Below are 17,590 nucleotides of genomic sequence, written 5' to 3'. Positions count from 1 at the left end.
TTATGGCAGTTTCATCGATCTACCAATTCACACGCAAGGCAGTTCTGATTATTGGCATCGGGCTCTTGGCCGCCTGTTCGCAAAAGGCCGAAACCCTGAAAATCACGGTCACCCAGTTTGGCAGCGCGACCGAGGATGCCTTTGATGCCTATGGCACGGCACAGACCGCGCAATTTGCGCCATCGCCAAAATCGCAAAACACCCGGCAATCGGAATTCATCGCGAATATGGAAGCCTTCACAGGCAAGGTGACGCCATCCAATCTGCCCACCCTGCTTGATCCGGATGCGGTTAAAATCGATCCGAATGTTGCGCAACAATGGCAAAAGACACTGGCCAGCCTGCGAAACCAGTATCAGCAATTTGTCGCGATTTTCGATCAGATCGAAGCCGGATCGGCACTTGGGGCATCGGCGGTAACGGATTCCGGTCCGATCCTTGAAAAACTACGCAATCAGCTTGACGCCATCACCAGCGATCTGGCCAAAGACCCGCCGCAATTTCTGGTGCGCCGTGGCACACTGATTGCCGATTTGAACAAAATCCGTTCCGAACCGAACGATGATGACGATGCCAAATCACTGCGTCTGCAAATCTGGTGGCAGGACTGGAACGCTTTGATGGCCGAAGAAAAACTGCTTCAGGCACATACATTGCGCAGTTTCATGGCGGCATCTGCGTTAGGCAGACATTTGCAAACGCAGATCGATAATTACGCCAAGCTGGATGTAAATGCCCTGATCGGGGCTGCCGAACAAGGCATAACACTGGCCGGAAAAGTGCGCAGCCTGTCCCCAACGGAACTTGTCGCCGAGGGCCGCAATCTGTTTGAGACCGCAACCGACAGCACAACAGCCACACCGGCACAATAGGGAGATTCCCATGAACAATCTTGATGAATTGATCCGTGCGGCCAAAAACAGCTTTGTTGAAATTGACGCAGCCTATCAGGCAGCCGACATCAACGAAAAACTCGTGATGGCCGAAACGCGCAACAAGGCCGCCGATCAGCTTATAGCGCTTCAGGCCAAGCGACTGATCCGGAATGCATCGGCAATTACCGATGCGGATATAACCGAGATGAAGAACCTTAAAGACCGGATTGACGATGCCGCCCAAATCCAGACAGCCCTGCTGCAATTTGTCGGGTTGCTGGCAAAATTTGTCGGTTAATCCGTGTTCCAGCGCTCGGCATCGGCATCATCCGATGCCTTCGCTGTGACCCAGTGATCGCCTTTGGGGGTTTGTTCGCGTTTCCAGAAGGGTGCACGGGTTTTAAGGAAATCCATGATGAAGTCGCAGGCTTCGAACGCTGCGCGACGATGGGCCGACAACGTGATCACCAGGACAATCCGTTCACCGGGCAACATACGGCCGAACCGATGCACAATCCGCACATCATCAAGCGGCCAGCGTCTGGCGGCCTCGTCGGCGATATTTTCAAGTTCGCGTTCGGTCATCCCCGGATAGTGATCAAGGGTCAGGGCCGAAACCTGATCACCGCCATGAATATCACGCACCAGTCCGACGAAACTGACCGCCGCCCCGATATCGGTACGGCCATCGGTCAGGGCTGCCAGTTCGGCGCCCGGATCAAAATCGTTTTCCTGAACGGATACGCGTGCCATGCGGAACCTTATCCTATGCAGCCCTTAGTCGAGATGCTTAAGCCCGGTGCGAAGATAGATATACCCGGTCTGAACCGTCACCAGCCCGGCAATCCATAACAGGATATCACCAATCAGGATCGACGGGATCATGTCCGGCGACGCATCGCCAACCAGAAGAAACCCGATGGCAAGGATTTGTGCCGTGGTTTTCCATTTCGCAAGCACCGTCACCGGCAGCGGTACTTTCAGTTCGGCCAGATGTTCGCGCAGGCCCGACACCATGATTTCCCGGCACATGATGATCACAGCCGGCAAAACAGCCAGACCGGAAATACGTTCAAACGCCACCATCATCATCAGGGCGGCGGCAACCAGAAGCTTGTCCGCAATGGGATCAAGGAACCGGCCAAGCGGCGAAACAACATTCATGCTGCGCGCAAGGTAACCATCAAAAAAGTCCGTTACCCCGGCAAAGGCAAACAGCGCAAACCCGATCCAATTACCAACCGGTCCGCTGATATAGAAGGACGCAACCAGTGCCGGAATCACGATGATGCGCGACAATGTCAGCAGATTGGGAATCTGGTTTTTCATAAGGGGCCTGTTTGCGGGTATGTGCGGCAGTAATAAAATTTCGGATGACCTGTTATGAGCCAAACCGCACAATTATTAAAGTCTTGAATATATGACAACAAGGGCGATGTTTCAGATGTCAAACAATCGAAACATCGCCCTTGCGTTTCAAACGCCTCAGTCCGCGGGGGCCTCTGATGATTTGCGACCAATGCTCAGCAACTGGTAAAGAATGATTGCCGCAAGCGTCGCCGTGCCGATCCCGCCAATCGCGAAACCACCAAATTGCACCGTGAAGTCGCCGCCCCCGAAAATAAGGGTAATACCAACGGTGAACAGATTGCGCGGATCGGAAAAATCGACCCGGTTATCCACCCAAAGGCGCACCATTGCCGCCGCAATAAGTCCAAATACCGCAACACCAAGCCCACCCAGAACCGGCCCCGGGATGGTATGGAGCAACGCCCCGAATTTCGGCGAAAAGCCGAGTAAAATCGCAATTACCGCCGCAATCACAAAGATCAGGGTCGAAAACACGCGCGTTACCGCCATGACACCCATGTTTTCAACATAGGTGGTCACCCCCGTACCGCCACCGGAACCGGCCAGCATGGTTGCCAGACCATCTCCGACAAAGCCGCGCCCGATATAACGGTCCATATTCTGTTTGGTCATGCCACCAATCGCCTTGATATGACCGAGGTTTTCCGCCACCAGAATGAAGGCCACCGGAGCGATCATGAACATTGCCGAACTTTCAAAGCGCGGCGCGACAAAGGATGGCATGCCAAACCACGCTGCCTGCGAGAGTTCTGTAAAGTCAATCGCTGGCATCAGGCCAAACCCGTTCCCCAACACCAGAACCAGCACATAACCCGCCAGAATCCCGATCAGAATCGAAACACGGCGCACTGAAACCGGTGCATAGACAGAAACCATCGCCACCGACAGCAATGTCAGAAGCGCCACCAGCATATGCATGTTATCGCCGGAAATACCGTTGATCCCGACGGGTGCCAGATTAAGACCGATGGCCGCCCCCACCGCCCCCGTCACCGCAGGCGGCATCAGTTTTTCAACCCAGCCCGTCCCGGTTGCCATGACGATCAAACCAATCACGACATAAAGTGCACCCGCCGCAATAATACCGCCAAGCGCGCCACCGATATCCGGGTTGGGGCCAGATCCGGCATAGCCGGTCGCGGCAATCACAACGGCGATAAAGGCAAAGGAAGATCCCAGATAGCTGGGCACACGCCCCGCCGTGCAGATAAAGAAGATCAGCGTGCCGATCCCCGAAAACAGGATCGCAAGGTTCGGATCAAACCCCATCAGAAGCGGGCCAAGAATGGTGGCACCCGACATGGCGACAAGGTGCTGCAAGCCCATCGGGAACATTGCCCCCCACGGCAGACGTTCGTCAGGCATGACGGTAGAAGACCGGGTCAGAGACCAGGAAGGAAAATATCGCATCGGTTTCCTTAAGCTGACTTTTAGACGTTACCCCAGTAACGCACTCTGCCCGATCAGCATGGCGCGTTATCAAACCGCGTCGGGTATCGCGCCCTGACCGGCAAAAAGCAAGATGCCTGCCGCAGGTTTTTTATTCCGTGTCATGAAAATGATCGTAAATCTTGCGGGCAAGGGCGGCACTGATGCCATCCACCGCCTCAAGATCGGTTAAACCGGCATCCGCCACGCCGCGCGCCGATCCGAAATGATGCAGCAACGCCTTTTTGCGTGCCCCACCCACGCCGGGCACATTATCAAGAACGCTTTTGCCGATCTGCTTGGACCGTTTGGCGCGATGCGTGCCAATCGCCCAACGGTGCGCTTCATCGCGCAAACGCTGGATGAAATATAAAACCGGATCCTGCATATCAAGACGCACGGGCGGTTTTCCGGGGATATGCAGCACTTCCTTGCCCGCATTGCGATCAACACCCTTGGCAACGCCGACAAGCATCACGTCTTCGATCCCAAGGTCTTCAAGCACTTCGCGGGCCACGCCAAGCTGCCCCAAGCCACCATCGATCAGGCAAAGGTCCGGCCATGTGCCGTTTTCCCGGTCCGGGTCTTCCTTTTGCGCACGCGCAAAACGCCTGGTCAGAACTTCGCGCATCATGGCAAAATCATCACCCGGCGCGATATCGCCCTTGATATTGAATTTGCGATAGGCACTTTTCATAAACCCCTCAGGTCCGGCAACGATCATGCCGCCCACCATGTTGGTGCCCTGAATATGACTGTTATCGTAAACCTCTATCCGTTCTGGCGTGCCGTCCAGTTCGAGTTTATCGGCCAGATCTTCCAGCAATTTCCGTTGCGAAGCACTTTCGGCCATGCGCCGCCCAAGCGCGTCCTTGGCATTGGTCAACGCATGTTCAACAAGCTTGCGTCGACCGCCACGCTTGGGCACCTGCAAGGTGATCTTACGGTTATTGTTGATCGACAATGCGGTTTCGACCAGTTCCTGACCTTCGATCTCATGCGATAGCAGCACCTGTTTCGGGGCCGGTTTATCGGCATAGAACTGCCCGACAAAGGCCGACAGGATTTCGGCAATTTCCGCCCCCTGTTCATGGCGCGGAAAATAGGACCGGTTGCCATAGTTAGAGCCCGAGCGGAAGAAGAAGACCTGAACACAGCTTTGCCCGCCTTCATGATGCAGGGCGATCACATCGGCCTCTTCTACGCCTTCCAGATTGATGTCCTGATGCGACCTGATCTGGCTTAACGCACGGATACGATCGCGATACATCGCGGCCTGCTCGAAATCCATCCGTTCAGACGCGGCAAGCATGTCGGCTTCAAGCTGCTTGAGGATTTTCTGGCTGCGCCCGGTCAGGAAGTCACGGCAGATATCGACAAGCGCGTCATATTCGGCTTTGGCAACCCGATCCACACACGGCGCGGAACACCGTTTGATTTGATACAGCAAACACGGACGCGACCGGTTGGAAAACACCGCATCCGTGCAGGAGCGCAGCAAAAAGGCACGCTGCAAATGATTGATCGTGTTGTTCACCGCCCAGGCGGACGCAAACGGACCAAAGCAACTGCCATCCTTGGCCCGTGCCCCGCGATGTTTGACGATGCGCGGATAATCATGATCCTCGGTGATCAGGATATAGGGGAAACTTTTGTCATCGCGCAGAAGGATGTTGTAACGCGGTTTAAGCTTCTTGATCAGGTTGGATTCAAGAAGAAGCGCCTCGGCTTCGGTGTGGGTGGTGATGATTTCCATCTGCACCGTCTGTGCGACCATACGGGCAATCCGTATCGGCAACTGCATCAGACGGGTATAGGCCACCACCCGCTTTTTAAGGTTCTTGGCCTTGCCGACATAAAGAACCCGGTCCTTGTCATCAATCATGCGATAGACACCGGCCGATCCCGGCATTGTCTTCAGGGCATGTTTGATGGCCTCGACACCGCGCGCAGCTCCCCCGTCATAATCATCGCCTTCAAGCGACAATCCGATTTCCCGAGCGGGGTTTTCGGATGGGGTTTCAGGCTTCATCAGGCGTCTCCGGCAGATTTATTAAAAATCAAAAGTTGTGACGGCTGTCACTTCTCAAAGTGGCTTCCGACAATACCCAAAAAGATTAACGTCGCAACATCACTTCACAGAATCGCAACCCAAAAAAGATGTCCACCAAGGCTGTGGATAAGTTTGTGGGTAATAGGGGGGCTCTTTGCTGCACCCCTTGAGAGTCTTAACGTTCTATGAAGTGCACATTTATTGAGCAAACAATCTAAGTTATTGTTTTTAAACAAAAAAAATACTGTCAACCTGAAAACATTCGGTAATACAGGAGTCAAAAAAGAATATTTTCCTTTGATTCCATGCCCCCAGATGCTTGTGCATAAGGGAGACAGCGATTCGGCCTAGAGGAATCACAGAGTCCCCGTCCAAAACCGTTAACAAAAGTAAATTTTAAGCAGATTTACGGATGGGATCAGCGCGCGATATTAAAGCGCTCTATTTCCACTCCGACCGCGGCAACGTCGTCAAAGACATCAAGCTTTTCAACTCGGACGTTTACCTTGCGTACCCGACGATCCGCCAGGCACATATCGGCCAGTTTTTCCCCAAGGGTTTCCACAAGGTTCACATGACCGTCGCGGCAAATTTCCCGCGTGCCGGTCACCAGATCCTCGTAGCTTAAAACAGTGGCAATATCGTCATTCTGGACACCCTCGCCTTCCAGAACGGCAAGGTCCAGATTGATCCGCACCCGCTGCGGGGCATGTTTTTCATGGTCATATACGCCAATGGATGTCTCGACGACCATGTCACGCACGAAGACACGACGCAAACTGCCGGCATGATCTGCATAGGGCAGTGTCGTAATGTTATCATCCTGCTTAAGGCCTGCGGTCATGGTCTGGTCTTCCTTGTGCTGCGCTTGGTGCGGCCAGATGTCCGGAACCCAAGCCCGACGCATCATTCTTCTGGCATATTCTGTTCGCCACTGGGCGCCCAATTGAGGTGCTGCCCGCCGTCAAGCGCTAACATTTGCCCGGTGATGGCTGGCGCGGCAAGGAAAAATCGTACCGCGTCGCAAATCTCTTGCGGGTTTGTCCCAATTTTCAGGGGCGTCTGATCGCATTGCTGATCGAAAACTTCCTGTGTTTGCCGGACACTAGGCAGTGCCGGGCCGGGACCAATCGCATTAACCCGGATGTGCGGCGCCAATGCCAGTGCCAGTGTCTGGGTCAGCGTCCAAAGGCCGGCCTTGGACAAGGTATAAGTCATGAAATGCGGTGTCAGATTCCAGACACGCTGATCAATCAGGTTGATGATGACGCCCTTTTGCCCGGCGGGCAGCCGTTTGGCGAAATCCTGTGACAACACAAACGGTGCCCGCAGATTGGCTTCCATATGATAGTCCCAGCCCTCACGCGTGGCGGTGCTGATATCATCATATTCAAAGGTGGATGCATTATTGATCAGCACACCAATCGGGCCAAGTGCAGCCGTTGCTTCGCGTACGACACGGCTGGTGTCTTCTTCCTTGCCAAGATCAGCGGAAATAACGCAGGCTCGACGACCAAGGGACCGGATTTCCTCGGCAAGCTGTTCCGCATCCCTGCGCGAGGAATGGCAATGAAGGGCAACATCATAACCCTGTGTCGCCAGATCAAGCGATAAAGCCCGTCCGATACGCTTGGCAGCCCCGGTTACAAGAGCCGTTTTAGGCATTTTCCCTGTCATCTGGTTTCCATCCCGTTCATCAAGATGCGCCCCTTCCCGGGGAAGGCAGCCCCCTTAAATATCGGCCGCCGTCATTTATGTTTGGTCATTCCGGAACTTACAATCAAACCCGCCAGCCGGTCCATAACCGCATTTACCGTTTCAGGCATGAAGATCAATCATGCCGTAACCAGACTCGCAACATATCCCAGATAAGCCAGAACAAAGACGATCCCGGTGATCCGCGACACTCCGCGCAGGAAATAGCCGACCACCAGCAAAAGAATGGTAACTGCCAGCATGATCCAAAGATCGGATTGCAGAATCTGGTCTGGCACGGCAATCGGCGCAATCAGCGATACACCACCGATGATCACCAGCAGGTTCAAAAGATTGGAACCAACAACATTGCCAAGTGCAACGTCGGAATGCCCGCGGAACGCCGCAACAATCGATGCCGCCAGTTCAGGAAGCGATGTTCCGAATGCGACAAGGGTCAAGCCAATGACGGCTTCGGACACACCGAACTGACGCGCGACAGAAACACCACCATCCACCAGCAGATCCGCCCCATAGGTCAAGGCGACAATCCCGATAACCGTGGCAACAATCGGCTTGAGCCAACCGCTTGGTACTTCACCGACTTCGTCGACTTCTTCTTCATGCAGGTGGCTGGCATCACCCGGGCTTTTTTTGTCATGCTGATAGGTAAAGTACCAGATCGCTGCCAGAACCAGCAGCATCACCGCCCCAGCCCAGCGTTCGACAACGCCAAACATGCAAAGCCCGATGAACAGAACGGTCCCCAGCAGCATGGTGCCGCCATCGCGTACAACCATGGTCCGCGATGCCGTAATCGGTTTTAGAATCGCTGTTGCGCCGAGGATCAAAAGAATATTGGCAATGTTAGAACCAACCACGTTCCCCATCGCGATGTCGCCCGACCCGGCAAGCGCCGCATTCAGCGACACGACAAATTCGGGGGCCGACGTCCCCGCGGCAACCACGGTCAAACCAACAATGATCTTGGAAACCCCCATCAACAGCGCCAGACCGACAGCACCGCGAACAATGAACTCACCACCGGCAGTCAAAAGCACAAGACCACCGATAATCTGCAAATAGGGGATGAACTGTTCCAATTCCGGCCTGCTCGTTTGGGGAAATTTCTGATTGTTTCATGCCCTTTTACGGGCCAGCGGAACATGGCATTGCGAACGCAGAATAGCAAGCTGCGTCGTCCCGTCGTAATACCATTCGTCACATCGGTGTGATGCGGTTCCCACACTGGCACGCATACCGAAAGCAATCGTCGCGGTCGCCTGCTCTTAAGACGTGTCATCCATCACAGATGCCCTCTCATACGCGAAATTTCCATAGAAATCATAGGGGTATTTCCGCTATCCTGATTTGAACGACTTCCTTTACACGCCTATCTGCGCCGGACGCATAATCCATCATGTCACACAGCGTTCTTTTCGAGCTGTTCCTTGTCCTGACCGCCGCGGTGATTGCCGTCCCGCTGGCACAGAAATTACGTGCGAACTCGATCATCGGTTTCCTGATCGGCGGCTTTTGCATCGGCCCTTTCGGTTTTGGCCTGATCAGTGACCGCGAAGACATTTCAACCGTCGCCGAGCTTGGCATTGTCTTTCTGCTGTTCATGATCGGTCTTGAATTGTCGCGCGAACGCTTGCGCGTGATTGGGGGCCGGTTCGCGACCCTTGGTTTCCTGCAGATCGGCGTCACGATGGCCGTGATGTTCGGTGTATTGCTGCTGATTAATTACGATATGCCCGCCTCTATCGTAATTGCCGGGGCACTGGCCCTGTCATCAACAGCCATTATCCTTAAACAGCTTTCCGATGAGCGCCAGTTGCACACACGTTTCGGGCGTGCAGCCCTTGCCATCCTGCTGTTGCAGGACGTTGCGGTTGGTCCCTTCCTGATCATGGTGCAGGCCGCTGGCAATGCCGGGAGCGAAACCAGCCCCTGGATCAGCGCACTAAGCGGTGTGGGGGCGGTTGCTGTATTGTTGCTGACCGGTCGTTATCTGCTGCCGCGACTCTTTCGGTATATTGCGGCTCTTAAAAACCCGGAACTTTTTGCAATCGGGACCCTGTTTGTCGTTCTGGCTGCCAGCACATTGACCGAAGCCGCGGGCCTTTCAATGGCGCTTGGTGCCTTTATCGCCGGGGTAATGTTGGCCGAGACCGAATTCCGCCATCAGATCGAAGCCGACATTTCGCCATTTCGCGGTGTTTTCCTGTCGCTGTTCTTCATGTCTGTGGGAATGTCGGTCAATGCCAATGTGGTCATCGGTCAGGCCGGAACGATCATTTTGTGGCTGATCGGGCTTCTGGTCATAAAGGCAGCGGTTCTTTTCGGATTGTCCCTGCTGATCGGCTTTAACCGTGCATCTTCAATCCGGGTCGCCATGAGCCTGGCCGCCGGTGGTGAATTCGCCTTCGTCATGCTTGCACTGGCATCGCAGAACGGGGCGGTTCCGATTGACATCGCCGTGATGCTGATCCCGGTGGTTGCGATTTCGATGGGTCTGACGCCGACTTTGATTTCGCTCGGCCATCGCATCGAACAGAAGCTTCATCCCAAGGAAACCGATCAGCTAAGCGAGATTTCGGATGAAACCGACGGCATTCAGAAACATGTTCTGGTAATTGGTTGCGGGCGCGTCGGCCGGGTTCTGGCCCGTCTGCTGCGCACCAAGGAAATCCCGTTTATCGTTCTGGAATCCGATGCCCAACAGGTTTCGCGTGGCCGAGCCGAAGGTCTGCCGGTTTATTTTGCCGATGGGTCCCGACCGGAAACATTTCGTGCCGCCCATACCGAACAGGCCCATATTGCCGCCGTTGCCATGGGCAACCCGCACGCAACCGAAAAGACCGTCGCCTTGCTGCGACAGCATTATCCACATCTGAAAATCTTTGCCCGTGCCCAGGACATCACCCATATCGGTCCGCTGTCACGCAGTGGTGCCGATGCGGCCATCCCCGAGGTACTTGAAACCGGTTTACGCCTGTCCGATCACGTTCTGGCGGCCTGCGATATCCCGCAGGAAGATATCGATCTCGAAATAGCCAAGTTCCGGCGTGCCGATATGCTGCTGATGAACGAACTTGCCCCGCGCACCGCGCGCCAAAAAACCGAAGACCAGGCACAAAAAACTGCCAAACCGGCAAAATCCAGGAAAAGCACCTGAAACACAAAGACCCCCATCACAAGAATGGGGGTCTTTCGTTTCGTCTTCCGGAATAACCGCAATCAGGCGGCTTCGACATCCAGTGCATAACCCGCGGCACGAACCGTGCGGATTACATCGCGCGTTCCCTTGACGTCATTCAATGCCTTGCGCAGACGACGAATGTGAACATCAACCGTGCGGGTTTCGACATAGATATTCGGCCCCCAAACCGCATTCAGAAGCTGCTCGCGCGAGAAAACCCGCCCCGGATGTTCCAGGAAATAACGCAGCAGACGGAATTCGGTCGGGCCAAGATGGATAGCCTTGCCGTTACGACTGACACGATGGGCGGCCAGATCCATTTCGATATCGGAATAGATCAACTGCCCTTGTGGTTGCGCCGGACCGGATCGACGCAGAAGTGCGCGAATACGCGCCAGCAATTCACCAATCGCAAACGGCTTGGTCACATAATCATCGGCCCCGGTATCAAGGCCGCGGATGCGGTCGCCTTCTTCGCCACGCGCCGTAACCATGATCACCGGCAAATCGCGGCTTTCAGGCTTCCGGCGGATCTGGCGGCAAACCTCGATCCCTGACATCACCGGCAGCATCCAGTCCAGAAGGACCAGATCGACATGGGTTTCGGCCAGAATTTTCAACGCTTCGTCACCGTCCCCGGCTTCGACAACCTGCATCCCCTCGCGTTCGAGGTTGTAGCGCAACATGGTTACGATTGCAGCTTCGTCCTCGACGATAAGAACCGTTGGGTCCATCTTCCTATGCTCCAGTGTCACTCATTCGGTTCTACGACGGCAAAGTTCGCCGCGTCATTTTTTGGCCGAGTATCCATCGGCAGGTCTTCGCCCTTGATCCGGTAATAGATCGTTTCGGCAATGTTGGTCGCATGATCGCCAATACGTTCGATATTCTTGGCGATAAACAGCAGATGGGTCGATGCCGTGATGTTACGCGGATCTTCCATCATATAGGTCAGCAGTTCACGGAACAGGGAATTGTACATATCGTCAACTTCCTGATCGCGCGCCCAGACACGCTGGGCCTTTTCCGCATCACCCTCGATATAGGCATCCAGAACGTCCTTGATGATTTCCTGGCACAGCTTGGCCATGTTCGGGATCACCTGAACCGGGCGGATCGGCGGCACCTGGTTAAGAACCTGCGCACGCTTGGCGATGTTTTTCGCCAGATCACCTATACGTTCCAGATCGTTGGACAGTTTAAGCGCGGTCACCACCTGCCGCAGGTCATCTGCCATCGGCTGACGCAGGGCCAGAAGACGTACGGCAAAATCCTGCACTTCCTGTTCCAGCGTATCGATACGGTGATCGGAAAGAATGACCTTCTCGGCCAGTTCCGAATCCCGTTTAACGATCGCACGAATGGCGGAAATCAGCTGACTTTCGGCAAGCCCGCCCATCTGCGAAATGATGTTGTTAAGACGGGTCAGTTCTTCGTCAAACGAACTGACGATATGATGTTTCTCATCGACCATCGAAAATACTCCTGCCCGGACTTAACCGAAGCGACCCGTAATGTATCCCTTGGTGCGCTCGTCCTTGGGATTGGTGAAAATCTGATCGGTTTCGCCCACTTCGACCAGCTTGCCGAGATGGAAAAACGCCGTGCGCTGCGACACGCGGGCGGCCTGCTGCATGGAGTGCGTCACGATCACAATGGTGTAGTTCGAACGAAGCTCGTCGATCAGTTCCTCGACCTTTGCGGTTGCAATCGGGTCAAGTGCCGAACACGGTTCATCCATCAGGATGACTTCGGGGCTGACGGCAACCGCACGTGCAATGCAAAGACGCTGCTGCTGCCCACCAGAAAGACCGGTTGCCGGTTCCGGCAGACGGTCTTTGACTTCTTTCAGTAGACCCGCCCGTTCAAGCGAGGTCATGACGATTTCATCGAGCTCGTCGCGCGAATTCACCAGACCGTGAATACGCGGGCCATAGGCCACGTTGTCATAAATCGACTTCGGGAACGGGTTCGGTTTCTGGAACACCATGCCAATGCGCGCGCGCAACTGAACAACGTCGATTGCCTTGTCATAGATATCACGGTCATCAAGCGTTACCTTGCCCTTGATCGTGACACCGTCAATCGTGTCATTCATGCGGTTCATGCACCGCAGGAAGGTTGATTTGCCGCAGCCCGACGGGCCGATAAGTGCTGTGACCTGGCGTTCGACAATGTCAAGATTGACATCAAAAAGCGCCTGGTTGTCGCCGTAGAAAAGATTGAGGTCACGGGCCGTCATTTTCGGGCTAGTGACTGACGGCTCTGCCGTCATTGCGCTTTGAGTTACAACAGCCATTTTACCACTTCCGTTCAAATTTCTTGCGCAGATACACGGCCAATCCGTTCATCAGGATCAGGAAGCCCAGCAAGACCATGATGGCCGCCGAAGTCTTCTCGACAAAGGCACGTTCCGGACTATCCGCCCACAGATAAATCTGCACCGGCAGAACTGTCGCCGGATCAAGTGCCCCGCCTGGGATATCAACAATAAACGCCACCATACCGATCATCAGAAGCGGTGCGGTTTCCCCAAGAGCCTGCGCCATGCCGATGATGGTCCCGGTCAGAATACCGGGCATCGCCAGCGGCAACACGTGATGGGTCACCGTCTGAACCGGCGACGCCCCAAGACCAAGGGCAGCCTGCCGGATCGACGGCGGCACTGCCTTGATCGCCGCACGTGATGCGATGATGATGGTCGGCAATGTCATGAGGGCCAACGTCAGACCACCAACAACCGGGGCCGACCGCGGCAGATGCATGACATTAAGGTAAACCTCAAGCCCAAGAAGACCGAACACGATCGACGGCACAGCCGCAAGGTTGTTGATGTTGACTTCGACAATCGCCGTGAACCGGTTTCGCGGTGCAAATTCTTCCAGATAGATCGCTGCCAGAACACCAATCGGAAACGACAGTATCAATGTCACAACCAGTGTATAGAACGACCCGACCGCAGCGCCCCAGATCCCGGCCAATTCCGGTTCGCGGGAATCACCATTGGTAAAGAACCGCGTATGGAACTGCTTTTCGACCGATCCTTGAGAGACCAGTGTATTATACCAACCAATTTCCTGATCGTTCAGGCGACGGTCGCCTTCGTCTGTGTTTGCACTGATATAACCTTTGTTGAGCATATCAAAGTCGTCACCGGAAATCAGCCAGACCTTCCGGGTCTGTCCGATCAGAGACGGATTTTCAAGCACCCTCTCGCGCAGATCATAAGATGCCCCGCCCGAAACAATGTCATAGAGATCACGCCGTTCGCTACGTCCGCTCACTTCCGGGAACTGTTTGCTCAGTGCATCCCTGATCAGACCATCAAAATTGGCCCGGCCAATAATTGCCGGATCACCTGTTCCGTCCGGATCAATCTTGGCCGGGTCGAAAAAGATTTCCATCTGAACATAGGTCTGGAAAAAGGCACTATAACCTTTCGAAATGATCGAATAGCCAAGCACAACCAGCGCCATAAGGGCGATGGCAATTGCGCTTAAGCCGTAAATCTTGAACCTGCGTTCCGCTGCGTAACGTTTTTTAATGTTACGTGCCAATTTCGGGCTGTCCCAGTCAACCGGCGTGTGCAGATTGCCAGAGATCACTTTTGCGGCGGCTCTGTCTTCCATAAGCGATGCCATATCAGTCATATTTCTCGCGATACTTCTGAACAACCTTAAGGGCAAACACGTTCAGACCCAAGGTGATAAGGAAAAGAAGCAGACCCAGTGCAAATGCCGACAGGGTTTTGGCACTGTCAAATTCCTGGTCACCGACCAGAAGTGTTACGATCTGCACGGTAACAGTGGTCACGGCCTGCAACGGGTTTACCGTCATGTTGGCGGCAAGTCCGGCAGCCATCACAACGATCATGGTTTCCCCAATCGCACGCGACACCGCCAGCAATACCGCACCAACAATACCGGGCAGGGCTGCGGGGAAAATAACATGCCGAATGGTTTCAGACCTTGTTGCACCAAGGCCATATGATCCGTCGCGCAACGACTTCGGCACCTGTGACATGACATCATCAGACAGCGATGACACGAACGGAATGATCATGACCCCCATGACCAGACCCGCAGCCAGCGCACTTTCGGAACTGACATCAAGTCCAAGCACAGCACCATTGTCGCGCAAGAACGGAGCAACTGTCAGGGCAGCAAAGAAGCCGTAAACAACCGTCGGGACACCCGCCAGGATTTCAAGCGCAGGTTTGGCAACGGCCCGAAATTTCGGCGACGCATATTCACCCATATAGATGGCAGAGAACAAACCGACCGGCACCGCCACAAACATTGCAATCAGCGTAATCAGCAATGTTCCAACAAAAAGCGGGATTGCGCCAAATGCACCGTCGGAAGCCACCTGATCTGCGCGGATGGCCGTCTGCGGGCTCCATTCCAGACCGAACAGGAAGTCCAGCGGGCTGACCTTGCCAAAGAAATGCAGCGCTTCAAACAAAAGCGAGAAAACAATGCCGACCGTCGACAGGATGGCAATCGCCGAACACACGATCATGATATAGCGAAACAGCCGTTCGACATTGTTTCGCGCACGCATTTCCGAAGAAATCCGGCGGTAAGACAGAGCCAAGCCCACCAGGGCAACAGACACCATCACAACAATAAGAGCAGCATTTGCGATGGTGTTAAGATTGGCAAGCCGATGGCCGGCCTCTACAATCTCGGGAGAAACGGTAAGATGTTCCCCGCCTCCGGCAGCAATTTGCGAGATGCTGTTAAGCGCCAAAGATAACAACCCGGAATTGGACGTCACTTCTTCGGGAAGATCGGCAACGATCATTGTCTGAATGATCGTCCCTTCAAACATCATCCAAACCAGCAAAAGGCCCAAAGCCGGCAGGCCGCACCACAACGCCGTATACATCCCGTAATGCGCAGGCAGCGAATGAAGATTGCTGTATCGACCGTTCGACAGGGCCACCGCGCGCTGTCGACCGAAATAAAATGACACGGCACACAGGAGTGCCACAGCAAGCAGCAAATAGGTCAGGGACATTGCGATTAATCCATTTGCCAAAGAATGACCAAAAAACTTGGTGCGCGTTTAAGGCAGGTCCAAGAATAAATCAATTAAAGCCTGAAAACAAAGAAACCGGTGGCAGAAAAGGCTGCCACCGGTTGAAAGATCGCGTTACATGCTCAGCGGAGCAAGGTTCAGCGCAGCATTACGGACTGCTTCACGCTCGGTCGCATCCATCGGGATGAGGCCACGGTCAGCAAGGTAACCTTCGCCACCAAATGCTTTGTCAGAGGTGAATTCGGTCAGATATTCTTTGATACCCGGAATGGTACCAACATGGGCGTTCTTGACATAGAAGTACAGCGAACGCGACACCGGATAAGAACCATCCGAGATGGCTTCGAAGGTCGGCTCGACACCGGCAATCAGGGAACCCTGAAGTTTGTCGCCGTTCTGATCAAGGAACGAGAAGCCGAAGATGCCAAGTGCATCATGGTTTGCTTCGAGTTTCTGAACGATCAGGTTGTCGTTTTCACCGGCTTCGACATAGGCACCGTCTTCACGAACGCCTTTGCAAACTGCACCGTGCTGATCTTTGTTGTCCTTGATTGCCTTGATGGCTTCGAAGGAGTCACAGGCTTCTTCAAGTACCAGTTCGGTGAAAGCGTCACGGGTACCGGAGGTCGGGGGCGGGCCGAGAACTTCAATTTTAACGTCCGGCAGGCTCGGGTCGATTTCGGCCCAGGTGCTGTACGGGTTATCGATCAGCGACTTGCCGTCTTTCGAAGGAACGGTTTTGGCCAGCGCCAGGAAGAGCTGTTCTTTGGTCAGGTCAAGACGCGGAGCATCTTTGGAGTTCGACAGAACGATACCGTCGTAACCGACTTTGACTTCGGTGATTTCGCTGATGCCGTTTTTGGCACAGGTTTCAACTTCGGACTTCTTGATGCGACGCGAAGCATTGGTAATGTCCGGATGCTGTTCGCCAACACCGGCGCAGAACAGCTTCAGACCACCGCCGGAACCGGTCGATTCAATAACCGGCGTCTTGAAGGAGGTGGTTTTACCGAATTCTTCAGCAACCGCAGTTGCGAACGGGAAAACGGTGGACGAACCAACGATACGAATCTGGTCGCGTGCCTGGGCCGCGCCAACAAAGGCAACGCTCATCAGCGCCGCAACAGCAAGAGTCTTCTTCATGGTAAATTCCCCAGTAATTGTTCCAAACCGGAACGGTGCAACGATCTGCGAGGCGGACTCTAACGCTGGGTGCTTACGGTATTGCGTCACTTTTGTTAACGTTATGTGACAACGCATCGGAGATGAAAAAAACCTCGAAAAAACCTTTATTAATCAAAGGTTTTTCTGAAACAGATCCGTGCCGGAATCAAAACTGAAACCGGCATTTTTCCTGTTTCCAGCCGCAGGTTTGACAGCCTTCGTTACATAAACTGTAACATTGCCCTGAAACATCACCCGGACTGGATAGACGACCGCACGGCAGCAGACCGTTAACTGTTTTCGGTTTCCCTGCCTTTACAAAGCCCCCCGAAAACACGAAGCTTGTTCATAAGATATCAATCCGTTGGGGAAGTAGCGCAGAACCGCGCAAAAGGGAGACGACCATGAGCACTTCGCTCGACGAGATTCAGGAACTGATCCAGAAGCTTTCCGGTGAACTGGGCGACATGTCCGAGGCCGCATCACGCCACATCGATGACCTGCATGTCGCGGTCAACAACATTGCGTCTCATGTCCTTGCCATGGAAGCCGTCATTGCGGTGATGGCAACAAAGGTCGATGTCAGCGAAGCCGAAGTTCAGAACTGGATTCGCGAAAAAACCGCTGCTTTTGCCGAAGACAGCAGCGAAGGTTCTGCCGCCGAAAGTATCGCCACCAGCCTGCTTGCGAAATAAGCGGTTTCGCAAGCAGTCTCTGCCAGATTGCATAAAAGCCCGCACGACGCAACGTCGGCGG

At 54.2% G+C, this 17,590-nt stretch carries 17 protein-coding genes; 4 read left to right on the top strand and 13 right to left on the bottom strand.

Features of this window, described 5'->3' with window-relative positions:
- Positions 1-2 precede the first annotated feature (2 nt).
- On the top strand, positions 3-872 hold the full coding sequence (locus SMB34_RS00470) for a hypothetical protein (RefSeq protein ID WP_037987090.1): 870 nt from the start codon (positions 3-5) through the stop codon (positions 870-872).
- A 10-nt stretch (positions 873-882) separates the two neighbouring features.
- The gene (locus SMB34_RS00465; RefSeq protein WP_037987088.1) at positions 883-1,173 is read left to right on the top strand and encodes a hypothetical protein; all 291 of its coding nucleotides are present in this window, start codon (positions 883-885) and stop codon (positions 1,171-1,173) included.
- On the opposite strand, the gene moaE is transcribed toward SMB34_RS00465, so the two are convergent.
- The 7 genes from moaE to SMB34_RS00430 all read right to left on the bottom strand — a co-directional run bounded on the left by moaE (position 1,170) and on the right by SMB34_RS00430 (position 8,525).
- Positions 1,170-1,628, bottom strand: a complete 459-nt coding sequence (gene moaE / locus SMB34_RS00460) for a molybdopterin synthase catalytic subunit MoaE (protein ID WP_037987086.1) — start codon at positions 1,626-1,628, stop codon at positions 1,170-1,172. The two genes, SMB34_RS00465 and moaE, sit on opposite strands and share 4 nt — an antisense overlap.
- A gap of 24 nt (positions 1,629-1,652) precedes the next feature.
- Complete coding sequence (gene pgsA, locus SMB34_RS00455; RefSeq protein ID WP_037987084.1) at positions 1,653-2,204, bottom strand: CDP-diacylglycerol--glycerol-3-phosphate 3-phosphatidyltransferase; 552 nt, start codon at positions 2,202-2,204, stop codon at positions 1,653-1,655.
- Between the two features lie 156 nt (positions 2,205-2,360).
- Complete coding sequence (locus tag SMB34_RS00450; protein WP_223304878.1) at positions 2,361-3,611, bottom strand: uracil-xanthine permease family protein; 1,251 nt, start codon at positions 3,609-3,611, stop codon at positions 2,361-2,363.
- 175 nt (positions 3,612-3,786) lie between these two features.
- Complete coding sequence (uvrC, locus tag SMB34_RS00445) at positions 3,787-5,706, bottom strand: excinuclease ABC subunit UvrC (RefSeq protein WP_156962615.1); 1,920 nt, start codon at positions 5,704-5,706, stop codon at positions 3,787-3,789.
- Positions 5,707-6,145: 439 nt separating this feature from the next.
- Complete coding sequence (gene folB / locus SMB34_RS00440) at positions 6,146-6,571, bottom strand: dihydroneopterin aldolase (protein ID WP_051682075.1); 426 nt, start codon at positions 6,569-6,571, stop codon at positions 6,146-6,148.
- Positions 6,572-6,633: 62 nt separating this feature from the next.
- Positions 6,634-7,404 (bottom strand): SDR family oxidoreductase, encoded by a 771-nt coding sequence (locus SMB34_RS00435; RefSeq protein WP_037987078.1) that lies wholly within the window; start codon positions 7,402-7,404, stop codon positions 6,634-6,636.
- Between the two features lie 158 nt (positions 7,405-7,562).
- Entirely contained in the window at positions 7,563-8,525 is a 963-nt protein-coding gene (locus SMB34_RS00430) for a calcium/sodium antiporter (RefSeq protein WP_007091988.1), read from the bottom strand.
- A gap of 317 nt (positions 8,526-8,842) precedes the next feature.
- Between SMB34_RS00430 and SMB34_RS00425 the strand changes: the two genes are divergently transcribed.
- Positions 8,843-10,603, top strand: a complete 1,761-nt coding sequence (locus SMB34_RS00425) for a cation:proton antiporter domain-containing protein (protein WP_037987077.1) — start codon at positions 8,843-8,845, stop codon at positions 10,601-10,603.
- A gap of 62 nt (positions 10,604-10,665) precedes the next feature.
- Here the strand turns inward: SMB34_RS00425 and phoB are convergent, their stop codons facing one another.
- From phoB to SMB34_RS00395, 6 genes are all read right to left on the bottom strand, one after another.
- The gene (gene phoB / locus SMB34_RS00420) at positions 10,666-11,361 is read right to left on the bottom strand and encodes a phosphate regulon transcriptional regulator PhoB (RefSeq protein WP_007091986.1); all 696 of its coding nucleotides are present in this window, start codon (positions 11,359-11,361) and stop codon (positions 10,666-10,668) included.
- Positions 11,362-11,378: 17 nt separating this feature from the next.
- Positions 11,379-12,101, bottom strand: a complete 723-nt coding sequence (gene phoU, locus SMB34_RS00415; protein ID WP_007091985.1) for a phosphate signaling complex protein PhoU — start codon at positions 12,099-12,101, stop codon at positions 11,379-11,381.
- A 21-nt stretch (positions 12,102-12,122) separates the two neighbouring features.
- Positions 12,123-12,926, bottom strand: a complete 804-nt coding sequence (gene pstB, locus SMB34_RS00410) for a phosphate ABC transporter ATP-binding protein PstB (RefSeq protein ID WP_037987065.1) — start codon at positions 12,924-12,926, stop codon at positions 12,123-12,125.
- Position 12,927: 1 nt separating this feature from the next.
- Positions 12,928-14,277, bottom strand: coding sequence for a phosphate ABC transporter permease PstA (gene pstA, locus SMB34_RS00405; protein ID WP_007091983.1), 1,350 nt, complete (start codon positions 14,275-14,277; stop codon positions 12,928-12,930).
- The gene (pstC, locus tag SMB34_RS00400) at positions 14,270-15,649 is read right to left on the bottom strand and encodes a phosphate ABC transporter permease subunit PstC (protein WP_007091982.1); all 1,380 of its coding nucleotides are present in this window, start codon (positions 15,647-15,649) and stop codon (positions 14,270-14,272) included. The genes pstA and pstC overlap by 8 nt, the downstream gene beginning before the upstream one ends.
- A gap of 135 nt (positions 15,650-15,784) precedes the next feature.
- Positions 15,785-16,813 (bottom strand): PstS family phosphate ABC transporter substrate-binding protein, encoded by a 1,029-nt coding sequence (locus SMB34_RS00395; protein WP_007091981.1) that lies wholly within the window; start codon positions 16,811-16,813, stop codon positions 15,785-15,787.
- Positions 16,814-17,238: 425 nt separating this feature from the next.
- Between SMB34_RS00395 and SMB34_RS00390 the strand changes: the two genes are divergently transcribed.
- Entirely contained in the window at positions 17,239-17,529 is a 291-nt protein-coding gene (locus SMB34_RS00390) for a hypothetical protein (RefSeq protein ID WP_007091980.1), read from the top strand.
- Positions 17,530-17,590 lie beyond the last annotated feature (61 nt).

The sequence above is a fragment of the Thalassospira permensis NBRC 106175 genome, assembly GCF_000714555.1.
GTDB classification, from domain to species: domain Bacteria; phylum Pseudomonadota; class Alphaproteobacteria; order Rhodospirillales; family Thalassospiraceae; genus Thalassospira; species Thalassospira xiamenensis.
Note: the sequence above shows the minus strand (reverse complement) of the source record. Positions and strands in the feature narration are given on the sequence as shown.

Excerpts from the sequence above, each read along its gene's own strand:
- SMB34_RS00390 (WP_007091980.1), top strand. The coding sequence starts at position 17,239 with ATGAGCACTTCGCTCGACGAGATTCAGGAACTGATCCAGAAGCTTTCC.
- SMB34_RS00395 (WP_007091981.1), bottom strand. The coding sequence starts at position 16,813 with ATGAAGAAGACTCTTGCTGTTGCGGCGCTGATGAGCGTTGCCTTTGTT.
- phoU (WP_007091985.1), bottom strand. The coding sequence starts at position 12,101 with ATGGTCGATGAGAAACATCATATCGTCAGTTCGTTTGACGAAGAACTG.
- pstC (WP_007091982.1), bottom strand. The coding sequence starts at position 15,649 with ATGTCCCTGACCTATTTGCTGCTTGCTGTGGCACTCCTGTGTGCCGTG.
- SMB34_RS00465 (WP_037987088.1), top strand. The coding sequence starts at position 883 with ATGAACAATCTTGATGAATTGATCCGTGCGGCCAAAAACAGCTTTGTT.
- pstA (WP_007091983.1), bottom strand. The coding sequence starts at position 14,277 with ATGACTGATATGGCATCGCTTATGGAAGACAGAGCCGCCGCAAAAGTG.
- SMB34_RS00425 (WP_037987077.1), top strand. The coding sequence starts at position 8,843 with ATGTCACACAGCGTTCTTTTCGAGCTGTTCCTTGTCCTGACCGCCGCG.
- SMB34_RS00435 (WP_037987078.1), bottom strand. The coding sequence starts at position 7,404 with ATGACAGGGAAAATGCCTAAAACGGCTCTTGTAACCGGGGCTGCCAAG.
- SMB34_RS00450 (WP_223304878.1), bottom strand. The coding sequence starts at position 3,611 with ATGCCTGACGAACGTCTGCCGTGGGGGGCAATGTTCCCGATGGGCTTG.
- uvrC (WP_156962615.1), bottom strand. The coding sequence starts at position 5,706 with ATGAAGCCTGAAACCCCATCCGAAAACCCCGCTCGGGAAATCGGATTG.
- pstB (WP_037987065.1), bottom strand. The coding sequence starts at position 12,926 with ATGGCTGTTGTAACTCAAAGCGCAATGACGGCAGAGCCGTCAGTCACT.
- moaE (WP_037987086.1), bottom strand. The coding sequence starts at position 1,628 with ATGGCACGCGTATCCGTTCAGGAAAACGATTTTGATCCGGGCGCCGAA.
- SMB34_RS00470 (WP_037987090.1), top strand. The coding sequence starts at position 3 with ATGGCAGTTTCATCGATCTACCAATTCACACGCAAGGCAGTTCTGATT.
- pgsA (WP_037987084.1), bottom strand. The coding sequence starts at position 2,204 with ATGAAAAACCAGATTCCCAATCTGCTGACATTGTCGCGCATCATCGTG.
- folB (WP_051682075.1), bottom strand. The coding sequence starts at position 6,571 with ATGACCGCAGGCCTTAAGCAGGATGATAACATTACGACACTGCCCTAT.
- phoB (WP_007091986.1), bottom strand. The coding sequence starts at position 11,361 with ATGGACCCAACGGTTCTTATCGTCGAGGACGAAGCTGCAATCGTAACC.